Genomic DNA, 17,018 nt, shown 5'->3' with positions numbered 1-17,018 from the left:
GTAGGCGGGGTCTTCCCTTCTCCCACGAGGGGAGAAGGGAAGCAGCACCTGTTCAGGCGGCCTCGTCCGTGATGGTGCGGCTGAGGCGACGGACTTCCTCGTCGTTGAGCAGACCGCCGGCGCGCAGCAGGCTGGCAAAGCGGCCATTGCGCAGCGATAGCTCAGTGAAGCCACCCATTTCGACCACCTTGCCCTTGTCCATGAACACGACCAGATCGGCATCGCGAACAGTGGTCAGGCGGTGGGCAATGATGAAGGTGGTGCGGCCGCGCCGCAACTCATCGATCGCTTCCTTGACGCGGTCTTCCGTCTCGACATCGAGCGCGCTGGTCGCTTCGTCGAGCACCAGGATGGGCGAATCCTTCAGCACGGCGCGTGCGATCGCGATACGCTGGCGCTCGCCTCCCGAAAGCTGTCCGCCGCGTTCGCCGACGACCGTGTCGTAGCCGTTGCTCTTCGACAGGATGAAATCCTGCGCGGCTGCGGCATTGGCGGCGGCGTGGACCTCGTCATAGGTCGCCTCGGCGCGTCCGACGCGGATATTGTCCTCGATCGAGCGGTTGAGCAGGCCCGCATCCTGGAACACGGTAGCGATCGAGTGGCGCAGCGACTTACGGGTCACCGTGCGGGTATCGATGCCATCGATCAGGATACGGCCGCTGGACGGCGCAAAGACGCGCTGCAAAAGATTGATGAGCGTGGTCTTGCCGGCGCCCGTCGGACCGACGATAGCCACCGTCTGGCCAGCGTGGACCTCGAATGACACGTCGTGCACGCCCTGCCCCGAATTGGCGAATTCGAAGCTGACGTCTTCAAAGCGCACATGACCAGTGACGTTGACGAGGTCGCGCAACCCATCCGGCTCGGCGACGTCGGCCGCAGAGTCCTCAAGGCGATAAAATTCCTCGAGCTTGGCCCTGGCTTCCGAAATCTGGTTGGCGAAGGCCGACATCTGGTCGAGCCTGGCAATCAGCAGCGTGGCAAAGCCCGTAAAGGCGATGACGTCACCGATACGCAATTGGCCATGCATGACCAGATAGGAACCGATCAACAGCACGACCATCATCGAAATGGTCGACGACAGGCGGTGCAGAGCGTTGGCCAATGCCCACCAGTCAAGCACCGGATACTGGGCATCGAGCAGATTCTTGACATAGCGCTTCAAGGCGTCGGTCTCGTGGCCGATGCGATTGTAGCTCTGCAGCACGGCGACGTTGCTGACCGAGTCGCTCACATGCGCGAACACTTTGTGGAAGTGCCGCTCCACGGAGGCCTGGCCTTCCTTGGTACGGCGCATCACCAGCCGCCCGATTCCGACGTAGAGCGCGCCCAGCGCCAGCAGGACCATCGACATGCGAATGTCCATGCTGAGCGCCGTCGGCACCAGCAGAACCAGCGCAACGGCGGTGGACAGATGCTGCCTCATGAACTCGAGCCAGAGGCTGAACAAGGTCTCGACCGCGCGCAGAAGCGTATGCAGGGAATTGGAGGTGCCGCGCTGATGATGCCACGCAAGCGGCATGGTGATCACGCGTTCGAACGACTCGCAAAGGACATCGCTGCGCCGTGCATGGGCAAAGCGGTCCGCGCCGCGCGCCACCAGGACGAAGGCAACGATGTTGAAGGCGCCGATACCGGCCCACAGCCCGAGCGTCGAGAAGACCGAGCCGCGGTCCGAAATAGCATCGATCACCCGTCCGAACATGATCGGCTCAAGGATGGCGATAATGGCAAGCGCGACATTCGCCCCGCAGATAAACGCCACGCGTTTTCTGTCGGCGGCGAGATAACCGAGCGCTCTCCAGTAGATTTGCAGAAGGGACACTTCAGCTACTCCGGCAAATTGTTATTGTGCACTGCATCATTTTCTGACTCGTACCTGTTGACGTGTCGCGAAACAATGCCCGTGTACCTCTTCAGTTCCCATTTCGCGAACAAAAGATAGCGACGTTCCGAAATCTGCCGTGATCACCTAACGGTTTGAGAAAAAAGGTAAAATGTCAGCCTTGCGGCAAAATCGTGGCAGGCTGGAAGCACTGCCGCAATTTTAATCAGCAAGTGGTTATGTACGTGTCCCGAAAGCCTGTACCGGCTTTTCGGAAAACTCATGCGCAATAGAATTGGCAGAGCATCCTTAAGCAACGCGCGCCCTCAAGACGTGCAAAGACGCTCCAAATCCTTGAAACTACGCTGGTATCCTGACGACCACTTCAGACTTTTCGCCGGCTTTCGGTTCGAAAGACGCAGCCTTCGTCTTTTTACCATTTACCTCAAGCGAGATGGCTTTGGCCTTGGTGTCGCGGATAACGCGAACCCTCAGCTCGGCCCCCAGCACCTTGAGCGTTGCTGCATAACCGTCCCAATGGCTGGGGAGTTTCGGCCTGAATTGGATGCGCTCTCCCCTGCGCTCGATGCCGAGGATGCCTTCGACCGCCGCGCGATAAAGCCAGCCGGCCGAGCCGGTATACCAGGTCCAGCCGCCGCGGCCGCCCTTGCCTTGGCCGGCGTAGACGTCGGCCGCGACGACATAAGGCTCGACGCGGTAGGTTTCGGCAGCGGCCTCGTCGAGCGCGTGGTTGACCGGATTGAGCATCGAGAAACAGCGGTAGGCGTCGTCGGTGCGTCCCATTTCGGCGAGAGCTATGACGAACCATGTCGCCGCATGGGTGTACTGGCCACCGTTCTCACGGACACCCGGCGGGTAACTCTTGATGTAGCCCGGGTTCTGTTCCGTCCTGGAGAAGGGCGGGGTGAAAAGCTTGACGATCTTGAGCTCGTCGTCGACGAGCATTTTCATCGCCTGCTGCATCGCCGTGGTTGACCGCGCCGGATCGCCCTCGCCCGACAGCACGCTCCACGACTGGGCAATCGAGTCGATCTTGCACTCCTGCGAACCGCGCGACCCCAGCGGCGTGCCGTCATCGAAGCTGCCGCGGCGATACCACTCACCATCCCAGGCCGTGCTTTCCAGCGCCCGCTTCAGCACGTCGGCGTGTTTTGTCCAGGCTTGCGCGCGCTTGGTGTCGCCTTCCGCCTTGGCGACAGCAGCAAAGTCACCCAACGTCTTCAGCAGGAACCAGCCCAGCCAGACGCTCTCGCCCTTGCCGTGCTCGCCGACACGGTTCATGCCGTCGTTCCAGTCGCCACCGAGGATCAGCGGCAGCCCGGCGGGGCTGCTGCGCTTGACGGCAAGGTCGAGCGCGCGCGCGCAATGATCATAGAGCGAAGCGGTCTTCTTCGAGACCTCCGGGGTGAAGAAGGCGTCATGCTCGCCTTCTTCCAGCGCCTGCCCTTCGATGAAGGGCAGTTGCTCCCTGAGGATCGCGGTGTCGCCGGTCACCAGCAAGTAGTGGGCCGTGGCATGGGCGAGCCAGACCACGTCGTCGGAAATCATGGTGCGGACGCCTGCCTCGCTGCGCGGCAGCCACCAGTGCTGCACGTCGCCTTCGGGGAATTGCCGCCGCGCCGCGTTGAGGATCTGGTCGCGCGCCAGTTTCGGATCATGGGCAAGCAGGGCCAGCGTGTCCTGCAACTGATCGCGGAAGCCGAAGGCGCCGCTCGCCTGGTAAAAGGCGGAGCGAGCGCGGATGCGGCAGGCAAGGCTCTGATAGGGCAACCAGTGGTTGACCATGGCGTCGAGCGCCTTGTCCGGAGTCTCGACCTGGATGGTGTCGAGGAACCCTCGCCACGTGCGCTCGTTGTCAGCCAGCCGCTGATCGAAATCCTTGCCGCGATGATGCTGCACCAGGACGCTGGCTTCCTCGGCAGAGGCTGCATCGCCGAGCAGCCACAGCAGCGTCACGTCGCCGCCGGCAGGGATGTCGATGTCGCGTGCGATTGCAGCACAAGGATCGTCGCCGGCCTCGACGCGGCCGGACAGGCTGGCGCCGCTGAGCACAGCCTGCGGAAGTTCGCTGGTGCCGTGCCGGCCGATGAACTCGCCGCGGTCGGCCGTGACCGACTGTGCCGCGCTGTCGGCGGCCAGGAAGGCGATCCGCTTGCTGAAGTCGAGCCCGTAGGGATTTTGCGCCAGCAACGCGCCCGTCGCGGCATCCCTGGACGGAACGATCGTCGCCGCCGTGCGCGAACGATGGCTGCCAAGAACCCACTCCGCATAGGCATAGACGCGCAGGCGCGCCGGCACCGAACCCGAATTCTGGATGCGCAATCGGGAGATTTTCACCGGATCGACCGGATCCACCACATGGGTAAGGTCCATCGACAGCGGCCCGCGCCTCGAACGGAAGGTCGAAAAACCCTGCCCGTGCCATGTTTCGTAGGTCATGGCTGGATCGCGCACGACGGCGGCCATCGGAGAGAACGCCCGGCCGCTGGCATGATCGTAAATATAGATGCCCTCGCCGGGGCGGTTGGTAACCGGGTCGTTCGCCCACGGCGTCAATTGATAGTCGCGGCTGTTTCGGCTCCAGGTGAAGGCAGCTCCTTCAGCCGAAACATGGAAACCGAACGAGGCGTTGGAAATGACGTTGATCCAGGGCTGCGGCGTCGTGCGCCGGCCAGCAAGGCGCACGACATAATGGCGTCCGTCGCCGTCGAAGCCGCCAAAACCGTTCCATTGGTTAAGCCCGCTGCCATCGGCACCACCTTCGATCGAGGCCTGAGCAGCCCATGTCTGTGGTGCAGGCGAAGATGGTTCGCGAAAGGCTGCGGCACCTACCGGCTGCAAGGCGTCCCGCGCTTGCAGCGCGGCGGCCTCGGCGCGCTCGATCTGATCGAAGATGGTACCGTTGCGCGTGTGCAGGACGACGCGGGCTACGGCGAGCAACGTCTTGTAGGTCGTCTCGTCCATCAGGTCGCGGCGCACCGCGAAGATGTGCTGGCGGGGTCCGAGTTCCTTGCCGCGCAGGCGGCTGTTTTCGCACAGCGTTTCGACCGCCCGTTGCAGATCCTGCACGTAGGATGAAGCCTGCTCGTTGACGACGACAAAGTCGATCATCATGCCGCGGGCGCGCATGTATTCCTGGAAGCGGAGCGCCTGGGCGATGATCTCCAGGTCGGCGACGTCGCCAATCCTGACCAGGAAAATCGGAAGGTCGCCGGATATGCTGGTCGGCCACAGGCTGGACTGCCTGCCGAGCCCGGAGGCGATCGATTCGGCCGGAAGGCGCAGGAACGGATCGGGATAGATCAAATAGCGTGCCAGCTTCTGCACATTGGCGGCGTCGGCCAGGCTGAGGCCGAGATGACGGGTCTGCACCTGCGAGCGGGTCCAGGCGAGCATCGCCTGGCGGGCGAAGGCTTCCGGATGATCGAGCCGCGCAACGGCTTCTTCGAGTTCGGCACGGTTGGCGCCGACGGCAGTCCAGAAGGTCAGCGAGATCTTCTTGTTGGCCGGCACGCGCACCTGCCGGCGAAGTGCGGCAACCGGATCCAGCGTGAAGCCGGAATGGCCGCCGAGCTTGGCGCCGGGATCGAAGGCGGCGGCCTCGGCAATGGTACGGCCGCGGCCGATGAAGGCGCGCCGGTCGGTCTCGGCCTCGGCGTCGCGCGTCGACCCGGACGGATCGGTGACGAAATGCACCATGGTGACGTCAGGCTCGTTCGCTTCCCGCTTGCGCCTTGTGGCGAAGATCGCCGCGTTATTCGCAGCGATCTCGGTTTCCACGAACATTTTCGAGAAGGCCGGATGCGCGTTGTCGGATACGTCAGAGCCCAGCACCAGTTCGGCAAAAGAGGTCACTTCAATATGCCGGTCGACCGCGCCGTCATTGTAGAGCGTCACCCGCCTGCCTTCGCCGTTTCCCTCCGAGATGACGATGCATTCGACCTCCGAACGCAGCGATCCCAGCGATTTGACGAAGCTCGCCTTGTCGTCGGAGAACAGCGTCTGCACCACTTCGTCGGGGGCACGCTTGGGCTCGGCGGTGGCCGACCACCAGTCGCCGGTGCCGGCATCGCGCAGGAAGATGTAGGAGCCAAGCCGATCCTCGGTCGGGTCCGGCTGCCAGCGCGTGACGGCAAGCTCGCCCCAGCGGCTATAACCGGAGCCGGTCGCGGTGACCATAACCGAGTAGCGGCCATTGGACATGACGCTGGTCGAACGCAGCGCCCTGCGCGGGTCGAGCACGATGCGCGTATCGGGGCTCTCGACTTCGGTTTCGTCCTTCGACCGTTCGTCGGCCTCGGTCCTGACGGTGGCGGTGGGGATGTCGCGCGGCGCTCTTTCCTGTAGCAGCAACTCGGCCGACTCGATCACCGGATCGCTGTGGAAGCGGTCGCGCAGGCGTCCTTCGAAGATGGCGTCGGCAACGGCGGCGATCGACATGCCGGAATGGTGGGCCATGTAGTTCAGCACGACGGCATGGTCGGTGCCGTCCGGCACACGCTGCGGCGTGAAATCGACCGCATCGTAAAAGCCGTGCCGGCCAAGGGCGCCGATCTGCCGTAGCCTAGCCAGGTTCTGCACTGATTCACGCGGGGTGAACTGCGCCGCCAGCACGGTCGCGTAAGGTGCAATCACCGTGTTCTGGCCAAGACCTCGCTTCAGGCCCAGCCCGGGCACGCCGAAATTGGTATACTGGTAGGTCAGTTCGCGGTCGCGGGCGTTGTAGGCGGCTTCCGAAATCCCCCAGGGCACATTCTTCGAGCGGCCGTACTGGATCTGGCGCTTGATGATGAGCTTGCTGGTCTGGTTGAGGATGCTGCCCTGCGGCTCCTTCATCACCAGCGGCGGCATCAGATACTCGAACATCGAGCCGGACCAGGACATCAGCGCGCCCTGGAAACCGATCTCGACGATCGGCCGGCCGAGGTGGAACCAGTGCTCCGTCGGCAGATCGCCCTTGGCGATGGCGAACAGGCTTGTCAGCCGCGCCTCGGAAGCCAGGAGGTCGTAGCAGCTTTCGTCGAGCTGATGCTCCTCGACCCGGTAGCCGATCGACAGGAGCTTGCGTTCCTTCCGCATAAGGAAGGAGAAATCCATCTCGAAAGCGAAGCGGCGCGTGCGCTCGCGCAACGACAAAAGCTTGGCCCGCAAGGCTTCGACGGCATTGTCGTCGCTATGTGCGTCATGGACATGCGCCTCGCAGGTGGCTTCCAGTCTCGCCGCCCAGTCGGCGATGATGTCGCTCGGTGTCGATGCGGCCTCGGTATGGATGGCGGTTGCGAGCTTGCGGATCTCGCCGGCCAGAACGGCGAGGTTGATGGTGCGGATCGACGCCATCTCGGGTTGTGCCTTGATCGATTCGACCGCCCGCCGCATGCCGTCGAGGCGATCGGCGAGCCGTTGGCGCAACGGCCGCAACTGGCGGCGGTCGTCAGGCAACGCCGCCAGGCTTTCGTCGAGGATCGTCACCGTATCGAGAATGCCCTCGAAGTCGCCCTGAAGATGGACCGCAGGTGCTTCCGCCCATTCGGCGCAGGCGGCCGCCACCGCCACCAGATGGCCGGCGAGATTGCCGCTGTCGACGGCGGAAATGTAAAGCGGATAGAGCGGCTTCAGCGTCGTCGTGTCATACCAGTTGAAGAGATGGCCGCGCTCACGCGGCATGCTCTCGATGGTCGACATCGTGGCGTCTATGCGGGTGGTGGCGTCGGACAGGCTGATCCAGCCGAAGTCGCGCGCCGAAATCACGGACAGGAGATAGACGCCGATATTGGTCGGCGAAGTGCGGGGGCCACGACTGGCGCCGGACTTTCCTGGAAATTGTCGGGCGGCAGATTGTGGTGCTCGGCCGTCACGAAGGTCTCGAAATAATGCCATGTACGCCGCGCGACCGTGCGCAGCGCATGGATGTCGGCCGCCGATATGCGCAAGCGGTCCTCGGTTTCGGCCGAGCGGCTGATCCAGCAGGCGAAGGCCGGCGAGCCGATCCAGAACAGCGCGAAGAAGAAGGCGACGAAAGCGCCGGTGGAATCGGCCAGAACCGGAATGGCGAGGCCGACGACGCCGACAATCACCGCGCCATACATCATGCCGTAATAGGAGCCGAGATCGTTGTCGCCATTCTTGTGCGCCTGCGAGGCGGTGCGCCATTCGAGCAGGTTCTGGCGGCTGACGAACAGGCGATAGAGCGTACGGATGATGGCATCGCCCATCATCCAGGCATTGTGCGCCATCAGCACGATCTTCAGGGCCACCAGGGCGGTGCCGAAGACAACGTCGCGCGCCAGCGCCGAGAAATGGCCGCGCGGCGTCTGGTCGCCACTTTTTGGCAGGATGGCGTGGACGATGTCGAACGTCGGCGCCATGAACAGTGTGAGGATCAGCAGCGCCTGCCATTGCGCGGCCTGCGTGAAGGGCAGCAGCGTCCAGCCTGCGATCGCCGCCATCACCCAGAAGATCGGCGTCAGCGAGCGGCGCAGATTGTCGACCATCTTCCAGCGTGACAGCGCCGGCACGCCGGAGCGTGGATCGAGAAGGAAGCCCAGAAGCTGCCAGTCGCCGCGCGCCCAGCGATGGTGGCGCGATGCGTCGACCGAATAGCGTGTCGGATAATCCTCGACCAGTTCGACGTCCGTGACCAGCGCCGCGCGTGCCAGAGCGCCTTCGAGCAGATCGTGGCTGAGGATGGTGTTTTCCTCGATGCGGCCCTTCAGCGCCGCTTCGAAGGCATCGACATGATAGAGGCCCTTGCCGGTGAAGGAGCCGTCGCCGAAGACGTCCTGATAGATATCCGAGACGGCAAAGACGTAAGGATCGAGGCCGCGATTGGCGGAAAAGACCCGCTGGAAGAAGGATGCCTCGTCACCGCTGGTCAGCGAGGCGGTGATGCGCGGCTGCAGGATGGTGTAGCCGGCGGTGACAAGGCGCTTTGCCGCGTCGAAATGCGGGCGGTTGAGCGGATGGCAAAGCTTGCCGACCAACGCGGCGACGGCATCGCGGGTGGTGCGCGTGTCGGCGTCCAGCGTCATTACATGGACGACGTTTTCCGGCAACGGCACATCCAGCGGCAGGAAGGTGGTGTCGCTGTCGCCGCGCAGCAGAAGATTCAGTTCGTGCAGCTTGCCCCGCTTGCGTTCCCAGCCCATCCAGGCGCCCTGGGATTCATTGTAGAGCCGCCGGCGGTGCAGGACGTAGAAACGCGGCGCGCCTTCGCTGGGATAGCGGGCGTTCAGCCGTGCGATCTCGTCGCGGGCATATTGGAGGATCTCAATATCGGCCGCATCGATTTCGGTTTTGCTGTCCGGCCAGTCCGAAAGCAGAGCGAAATGGATTTCGTCCGCCGTGTTGGCCAGGTGATGCACTTCGATGTTGCGGATGTTCTCCTCGACGTCGTCGCGCGAGCCGATCAGCGACGGCACCACCACCAGGGTGCGCGCCTCCGGCGGCATGCCGCGTCTGTAGTCGTAGCCGACGAGGCGCGTCGGCTTCAGGAACAACGATACGACGGTGTTGAAGAAGGCAAGCGCGCCCTCGCTGGCCGGCACGGCAAACAGCGCCAGCATCAAGACGATCGACGGCACGGACAGGCCGAGATTGGCAAGGGCGTTGCCGGAGAGGACCAGAAGCAGGGCCGTCAGCGCGAACACCGGCACGACAATGCCCAGCCATCCGGTCTTGCCGAACGCCCGTTTGGTCGCGACGCTGACGGTCGGCCGATAGCCGATCGCTTTTTCCAGTTCCAGCCGGCGCGGGCCGACCAGAAAGAACCCGACGTCGGTGTGATCGGTCGGACCGGTGCCGGTCGTATCGGTGACAGCGGCGTGGCCGGCGAGTTCGATGGCCTTTTCGGCGACGCGGAATTCGGAACGGTCGGAGCGGCGCGCCAATTCCTCGATCGCGGTCCGATACTGGTCGCGCGAGAAGAAATCGAGCGTGGCGAAGTCGGTGCGCTCGCGCAGCAAGGTGTCGATGCGGCTGACACCTTCGAACCAAACCGTCCAGTCGATATCGTTGATGAGTCTGAGGCCGCGGATGATGTTACCAGTGGTCACATTGCCGCCGGACAGCGTGCGATGCTCGCTGATGATGATCTCCTCGGCATCGGAGCCGGACTTTTCAAGCTCGTTCTCCAGCCATTCCAGCGCCCTGCCGGCATTTTGCGACCCGTCGCGCAGCCGGTAGAGCAATTGGGTGGCAAAGGTGGTGTCCTGTGCATGGGGGACGTAGCTCGACAGGATCGCCTGACGGTCGGCGCTGTCGTCGATCGCCAGCACGCGATCGGCAACCTCGTTGGCAATCTGGCGCATCTGCCGGGTGCGATTGACCCGAACCGCGATCCGGCGAAGATTTTCGATCAGAACGAAACGCAGCAGTGACGGCAGCGCCCAGAGTTCGCCGATCTTCAACGGCTCGACAGCCTGAAAGCCTTCGACGATCGCCTTGAACATCGTCGCCGAGACGGAACTGTCCGAATGCGCGACATAGGTCCAGGCCAGCGCAAGCGCGCGCGGCACGCTGGCGCCGTCGGACAGTTTCAGGGTGGGCAACTGCCGATAGAAACGGCGCGGCAGGTCGCGCTTAACCTGAAAGATGGTTTCCTCGACCAGATAGTTGTTGTCGAGCAGCCATTGCGCCGCCGGGGTGATGGTCTCGCCTCTCGCCTGCGCGGCGTTGGTCGAGCGGTAGACTTCGAGGATCTTCCTGGCGCTGTCGCGGATGCGTGACTGGAACTCGAACGGCTCCAGGCCGAACAGATCCCTGACGTCGTTCTCGGCGAGGCTTGTACCCAGCGTGCGCAGGCGCTCTTCCGGCAGGAAATTGGAGCGTATCGGCTCTTCCGTGATGGCCGGGAAGCTCGCGCTCGTCTTTTCCATTTGGGTGGGATTTGTCTGGATATTCATTGAAAATTCCGCATAGGGGGACGCATAGCGGCGTCACCGCCACGGCAATGTCCCTAAAACCGATTCAAATGCAATTGGTTGCATCGAAACATGGCCGAAAGTCTGTTTTCGCAGCACGACTTCCAGACGAGCACCCCCTCGCTTCCGTCGGGCCTTGATCGACGGAAGGATTCGGGCTTTTTCGTGATGTGAGCTTGAGCTTACGGCATATTTTGCCGGTGTCGCGATCATGTTTCGAAACAGGCGTTAATCGTTTGCAGCAACGCGATCGATGCGGATCACGAACAGCGACGCCGTCCGGGCAGGCTCCAGGCGCAGTTTCATGGCGTCCGGCCTGAGCAACAGCGTGTCGCGCGGCCCGATGCGGACAGGCGCCGCGCCGGCCACCGTGATCCCCCCGTCAAGACTCAGGATGAGGGTCGCATCGGCCGCCGACTGGATGTCCGTCGGGGCCGAAATCACCACGCGTTCGACAGCGTGGGTCATCCGTCCGCGCCGCGTCATGACGTTGAGATCGATGATCGGACCGGCGATCAGAGCCGCCTGCGTCGGGACATCGGCGGGAAAGGAGAGCGGGGCGGAAGCCCTGGTCACCGTTGCTGCCGAGCGGCCAGCGATATCAAGGACAACCCCCTCGCCTTCCAGCACGGCCAAGGTTCGGTCCACTCCGGCAAAACCGGAGAAGGGCCCGCCGCTTTCGACGCGCGCCATGGAGACGCGCCAGTCGAAAGCGTCGAGCGCTGCACCAGCCGGCGAGACGGCGATTTCCGTCGTCACCCCGCCGCCGTTCTTCCACGGCATGGACCGGTATTCGGCTGCCCGGAGGATGCGCAAGGTGCGGCTCAGCCGAGGATGCCGGGCAGGTTGAGCTGGTGCTCCCTGGCGCAGTCGATGGCAATGTCATATCCGGCATCGGCGTGGCGCATGACGCCGGTCGCCGGGTCGTTCCACAAAACACGCTCGAGGCGTTTGGCGGCTTCGCGTGTGCCGTCGGCGACGATGACCATGCCGGCATGCTGCGAAAAGCCCATGCCGACGCCGCCGCCATGATGCAGCGACACCCAGGTTGCGCCGGAGGCGGTGTTGAGCAGCGCGTTGAGCAACGGCCAGTCGGATACGGCATCCGAGCCGTCCTTCATCGATTCCGTCTCGCGGTTCGGCGAGGCGACCGAGCCGGAATCGAGATGGTCGCGGCCGATCACGACCGGCGCCTTGAGCTCGCCCTTCGCCACCATTTCGTTAAAGGCGAGGCCGAGCCGGTGGCGGTCGCCGAGGCCGACCCAGCAGATGCGCGCCGGCAGACCCTGGAAAGAAATGCGCTCGCGCGCCATGTCGAGCCAGTTGTGCAGGTGGGTGTTGCCGGGCGTCAGTTCGCGCACCTTGGCGTCGGTCTTGTAGATGTCCTCGGGATCGCCTGAGAGGGCTGCCCAGCGGAACGGGCCGATGCCGCGGCAAAACAGCGGGCGGATGTAGGCCGGCACGAAACCCGGGAAGGCAAAGGCGTTCTCGAACCCTTCCTCCTTCGCCACCTGCCGGATGTTGTTGCCGTAGTCGAGCGTCGGCACGCCGGCGTTCCAGAACGCCACCATCGCCTCGACATGTTCGCGCATCGACGCGCGCGCCGCCTTCTCGACCGCCTTCGGGTCGCTGGTGCGCTTCTCGCGCCATTCGGCGAGCGACCAGCCCTTGGGCAGATAGCCGTTGAGCGGATCATGCGCCGACGTCTGATCGGTGACCATGTCGGGGCGCACGCCGCGGCGCACCAGTTCCGGCACGATGTCGGCGGTGTTGCCAACGAGGCCGACCGATTTAGCCTCGCCTGCCCTGGTCCAGCGGTCGATCTTCTCCAGGGCCTCGTCGAGCGTGTCGGCGCGTTCGTCGACATAGCGGGTGCGCAGCCTGAAATCGATGCGGTCGGGATCGCATTCGATCGCCAGGCAGCAGGCGCCGGCCATGACCGCGGCCAGCGGCTGGGCGCCGCCCATGCCGCCGAGGCCGCCGGTCAGGATCCATCTGCCCCTGAGATCGCCGCCATAATGCTGGCGGCCGGCCTCGACGAAGGTCTCATAAGTGCCCTGCACGATGCCTTGCGTGCCGATATAGATCCACGAGCCGGCCGTCATCTGGCCGTACATCATCAGGCCCTTCTTATCGAGCTCGTTGAATTTCTCCCACGTCGCCCAGTGCGGCACGAGGTTCGAATTGGCGATCAGCACGCGCGGCGCATCGGTGTGCGTGCGAAACACGCCGACCGGCTTGCCGGACTGCACCAGGAGCGTCTCGTCATCTCCAAGCGTCTTCAGAGAGGCGACGATGCGGTCGAAATCGTTCCAGGTGCGCGCCGCCCGGCCGATGCCGCCATAGACGACCAGTTCGTTGGGGTTTTCGGCGACATCGGGATCGAGATTGTTCATCAGCATGCGCAACGGCGCTTCGGTCAGCCATGTGCGGGCGTTGAGCTCGCTGCCGCGCGGGCTGCGGACTTCGCGGATGTTATGACGAGGATCGGTCATGGTGTCACTGTCCCTTTCGAATGGCGGCGGCGCGTCAGCCTTCAGCCCAGGCAATCGCGCTTTCGAGGATCTTCTTCAGCGTCACGCGGATCGGCGCCGCAAAATCGGCATCGTAGGGCACCGGCCAATTGTCCGGCGCACCCTTGCCTTCGGGCTCACGCATGTAGCCGCGGTTGGACAATTCCATCTGCAGCGCATGGATGCCGTTTTGCGGCTGGCCGAAATGGCGCGTGATCCAGCCGCCCTTGAAACGGCCGTTGACGACGAAGGTCTCGCCGGTTTCGGCCAGGATCTGGCCGACCATCGCCTGCAGGGCCGGATCGGCGCTGTTGCCGTCGTTGGTGCCGAGACTGAACACCGGCAGCGTACCCTCGAACAGGCGCGGCAATACCGAGCGGATCGAGTGGCAGTCATAGATGACGATCTTGCGGTGCAAGGCGCGCAGCCTGTCGATCTCGGCCTGCAAGGCGGCATGATAGGGCACAAAGAATTTTTCGCGGCGCTCGCCGATCTCCGACGGTCCCGGCTCTTCGCCCTCGCGATAGAGCGGATCGCCATCGAAGGTTTCGGTCGGGCAGAGACCGGTCGTCGCCTGGCCGGGATAGAGCGAGGCGCCGGACGGATCGCGATTGACGTCGATAACGGTGCGCGAGATCGCCGTATGCACCACCGTCGCGCCGAGGCCTTCGGCGAAATCATAGAGCTTGTCGATCCACCAGTCGGCGTCGCGACGGCCGATCCAGGGCGAGGCCAGCCGGTTCTCAAGGCCGGTGAGATCGATGCCGGTGTGCGGGATCGAGACCAGCAGGGGGGCCGTGCCCTGAGCGACGGTGAGCCAGGAGGGTGACGTCATGAGTGATCTCCGCAGGTTGGAGCTCTACGGCGCCCCCCTGTCATGATATACGCTCTCATGACGTAATCCCCGGCAGCGCCACCGCGCCCGCCGCCCTCACCGCCGCGCCGCTGCGCACCATGGCGATGGCCTTTTCCATGTCGGGGTGGAAATGCCGGTCGTTGTCGAGATGCGGCACCTCGGCCCTGACCAGTTTTCGCACAGCCTCGAGTGCGGCACTCGACGCCAGCGGCGTATGGAAATCGCAGCCTTGCGCCGCGGCCAGCAATTCGATGCCGATGACGGCCGCCGCATTCTCGACCATGCCGATCAGCCGGCGCGCACCGTGCGCTGCCATCGAGACGTGGTCCTCCTGGTTGGCCGAGGTCGGGATCGAATCGACGCTGGCCGGATAGGCCTTCTGCTTGTTTTCCGAGACGAGTGCTGCCGCCGTCACTTGCGGGATCATGAAGCCGGAATTCAAGCCGGGCTTCGGCGTCAGGAAGGCCGGCATGCCCGACAGCGCCGGGTCGACCAGCATGGCTATGCGCCGTTCCGACAGCGAGCCGATTTCGCAGACGGCGAGCGCGATCATGTCGGCGGCGAAGGCCACCGGCTCGGCGTGGAAATTGCCGCCGGAAAGCGCTGTGTCGTCCTCGGCGAAGATCAGCGGATTGTCGGTGACGCCGTTAGCCTCGGTGGCCAGCGTGTCGGCGGCCTGGCGCAGCACGCTGAGCGCGGCGCCCATCACCTGCGGCTGGCAGCGCAAGCAGTACGGGTCCTGCACGCGCTCGTCGCCGAGCCGGTGCGATTCACGGATGGCGCTGCCGGCCATCAGATTGCGCAGCGCCTCTGCCGTCTCGATCTGGCCAGGATGCTTCCTGAGCAGATGGATGCGCGGATCGAAGGGGGCGTCGGAGCCCTTGGCGGCGTCGGTCGAAAGCGCGCCGGCGACGAGCGCCGATTGGTAGAGCACTTCGGCGTCGAACAGGGCGGCCAACGCGTAAGCCGTCGAGAACTGCGTGCCGTTGAGCAGCGCCAACCCTTCCTTGGCGCCTAAAGTCACCGGCTCCAGCCCGTGCGAGACAAAGGCGACCTTGGCCGGAACGCGGCCATGCGGGGTAAAGCATTCGCCGACGCCGATCATCACCGCCGTCATGTGCGATAGCGGCGCAAGATCACCGGATGCGCCGACGGATCCTTGCGCCGGCACCACCGGGATGACGTCGTTGGCGAGCATTGCTTCCAGCAGCTCGATGGTCTGCGGCCGCACGCCGGAAGCGCCCTGCGCCAGGCTGGCCAGCTTCAGCGCCATCATCAGCCGGCAAACAGCAACCGGCATTGGTTCGCCGACGCCGGCGGCATGGGACAGCACGATGTTGCGTTGAAGGGTTTCGAGGTCGGCGGCGGGAATGCGGACGCTGGCCAATTTGCCGAAACCGGTGTTGATGCCATAGACCGGCTCACCCTTGGCGACGATCCGCGCAACCGCCTCGGCGCTGGCCTTGATCTTCGGCCGGCAGGCAGCGTCCAGCTTCGGCACGGCGCCACGATAGATTTCGCGCCAGTCGGCCAGCGTTGCGTTGCCCGGCTTGAGTTTGAGTTCGCTCATCGTCCTCTCCAGATGCGGGCATGCAGCGGATTGAAGCCCATGCGATAGACGAGTTCGGCCGGGCGCTCGATGTCCCAGATCGCCAGATCGACCGACTTTCCGGCCTCCAGCGTGCCGGTCCGTCCGAGCAGCCCCAGCGCACGGGCGGCCTCGCGGGTGACACCGGCAAGGCATTCGTCGATCGTCAGGCCAAACAAGGTCGCCGCCATGTTCATGGTCAGCAGCAGCGAGGTCAGCGGCGAGGTGCCGGGATTGCAATCGGTGGCGACCGCCATTTTGACGCCGTGCTGGCGAAACAGGCCGACCGGCGGCTTCTTGGTCTCGCGGATGAAATAATAGGCGCCGGGCAGGATCGTCGCCACGGTTCCGGCCTTCGCCATCGCCGCGGCACCCGCCTCGTCAGTGTATTCGAGGTGGTCTGCCGACAGCGCCCCGTAGCGCGCTGCGAGTTCGGCGCCGTGCAGATTGGACAATTGGTCGGCATGGAGTTTTACCGGCAGACCCACCGCCTTCGCCGCATCGAACACGCGAGAGATATGCACCGGCGAAAAGGCGATGCCCTCGCAAAAGCCGTCGACGGCATCGGCTAGGCCCTCGGCGGCGACGGCCGGCAAAATTTCCTTTGCGACCAGATCGATAAAACCGTCCTTGTCGCCATTGGCTTCTGGCGGCAGCGCGTGAGCGCCGAGGAAGCTCGTCCTCACCGTTACCGGACGGTGTTCGCCCAGGAGCCGCGCTGCGCGCAGCGACTTCTTCTCGTTTTCGATGTCGAGGCCGTACCCCGACTTGATTTCGATGGTGGTGAGGCCTTCGGCGATCAGCGCATCGAGGCGCGGCAGCGACTGCGCAACCAGTTCATGCTCACTGGCAGCGCGCAGCGCCTTGACCGACGAGACGATGCCGCCGCCGGCCTTGGTGACCTCTTCATAGGTAGCGCCGGCCAGCCGCATCTCGAATTCGTTGGCGCGATCGCCGGCATGGATCAGATGGGTATGGCAGTCGATCAGGCCTGGCGTGATCCAGCGGCCTTCGCAATCGACAATCTCACCGCTCTGGCTGAGCACTGCCGGCATGTCGGCTTCCGGGCCGGCATAGACGATCGCGTCATCGCGCGCGGCGATCGCGCCGTGTTCGACGATGCCAAGTCCAACGGCGCTTTCGGCCATGGTCGCCAGGCGGGCGTTGCGCCAGATGCGAACCTCCCCTGCCCGATCTTTGCTCTCTCCAGCCATCATCTTTTCCGTTTCAATCGGTGGCGATTATGTATATACATATTGGAACGCACCGCAAGTGCTATCATCATACTGCCAGATGG

The 17,018-nt window shown here is 64.1% G+C and carries 6 protein-coding genes and 1 pseudogene; all 7 read right to left on the bottom strand.

Annotated features, from left to right (window positions below; translation table 11 throughout):
* Positions 1–52: 52 nt before the first annotated feature.
* Positions 53–1,825 (bottom strand): glucan ABC transporter ATP-binding protein/ permease, encoded by a 1,773-nt coding sequence (locus tag EJ066_RS20225; RefSeq protein WP_126041003.1) that lies wholly within the window; start codon positions 1,823–1,825, stop codon positions 53–55.
* Between the two features lie 360 nt (positions 1,826–2,185).
* Positions 2,186–10,746, bottom strand: a pseudogene (locus EJ066_RS20220) (glucoamylase family protein).
* Positions 10,747–10,992: 246 nt separating this feature from the next.
* A complete protein-coding gene (locus EJ066_RS20215; protein WP_126041001.1) occupies positions 10,993–11,580 on the bottom strand; it encodes a HutD family protein in 588 nt (195 codons plus the stop codon).
* 8 nt (positions 11,581–11,588) lie between these two features.
* On the bottom strand, positions 11,589–13,259 hold the full coding sequence (gene hutU, locus EJ066_RS20210) for a urocanate hydratase (protein WP_126040999.1): 1,671 nt from the start codon (positions 13,257–13,259) through the stop codon (positions 11,589–11,591).
* A gap of 34 nt (positions 13,260–13,293) precedes the next feature.
* Entirely contained in the window at positions 13,294–14,112 is an 819-nt protein-coding gene (gene hutG, locus EJ066_RS20205; protein ID WP_126040997.1) for an N-formylglutamate deformylase, read from the bottom strand.
* 55 nt (positions 14,113–14,167) lie between these two features.
* The gene (gene hutH, locus EJ066_RS20200; protein WP_126040995.1) at positions 14,168–15,703 is read right to left on the bottom strand and encodes a histidine ammonia-lyase; all 1,536 of its coding nucleotides are present in this window, start codon (positions 15,701–15,703) and stop codon (positions 14,168–14,170) included.
* The gene (gene hutI, locus EJ066_RS20195; RefSeq protein ID WP_126040993.1) at positions 15,700–16,935 is read right to left on the bottom strand and encodes an imidazolonepropionase; all 1,236 of its coding nucleotides are present in this window, start codon (positions 16,933–16,935) and stop codon (positions 15,700–15,702) included. Before hutI ends, hutH begins: the two co-directional genes overlap by 4 nt.
* Positions 16,936–17,018: the final 83 nt, after the last annotated feature.

It is taken from the genome of Mesorhizobium sp. M9A.F.Ca.ET.002.03.1.2, assembly GCF_003952365.1.
Classification (GTDB): Bacteria; Pseudomonadota; Alphaproteobacteria; order Rhizobiales; family Rhizobiaceae; genus Mesorhizobium.
Note: the sequence above shows the minus strand (reverse complement) of the source record. Positions and strands in the feature narration are given on the sequence as shown.

Coding starts and splice junctions, on each gene's coding strand:
- hutG (WP_126040997.1), bottom strand. CDS start 14,112: ATGACGTCACCCTCCTGGCTCACCGTCGCTCAGGGCACGGCCCCCCTG.
- hutH (WP_126040995.1), bottom strand. CDS start 15,703: ATGAGCGAACTCAAACTCAAGCCGGGCAACGCAACGCTGGCCGACTGG.
- hutI (WP_126040993.1), bottom strand. CDS start 16,935: ATGGCTGGAGAGAGCAAAGATCGGGCAGGGGAGGTTCGCATCTGGCGC.
- hutU (WP_126040999.1), bottom strand. CDS start 13,259: ATGACCGATCCTCGTCATAACATCCGCGAAGTCCGCAGCCCGCGCGGC.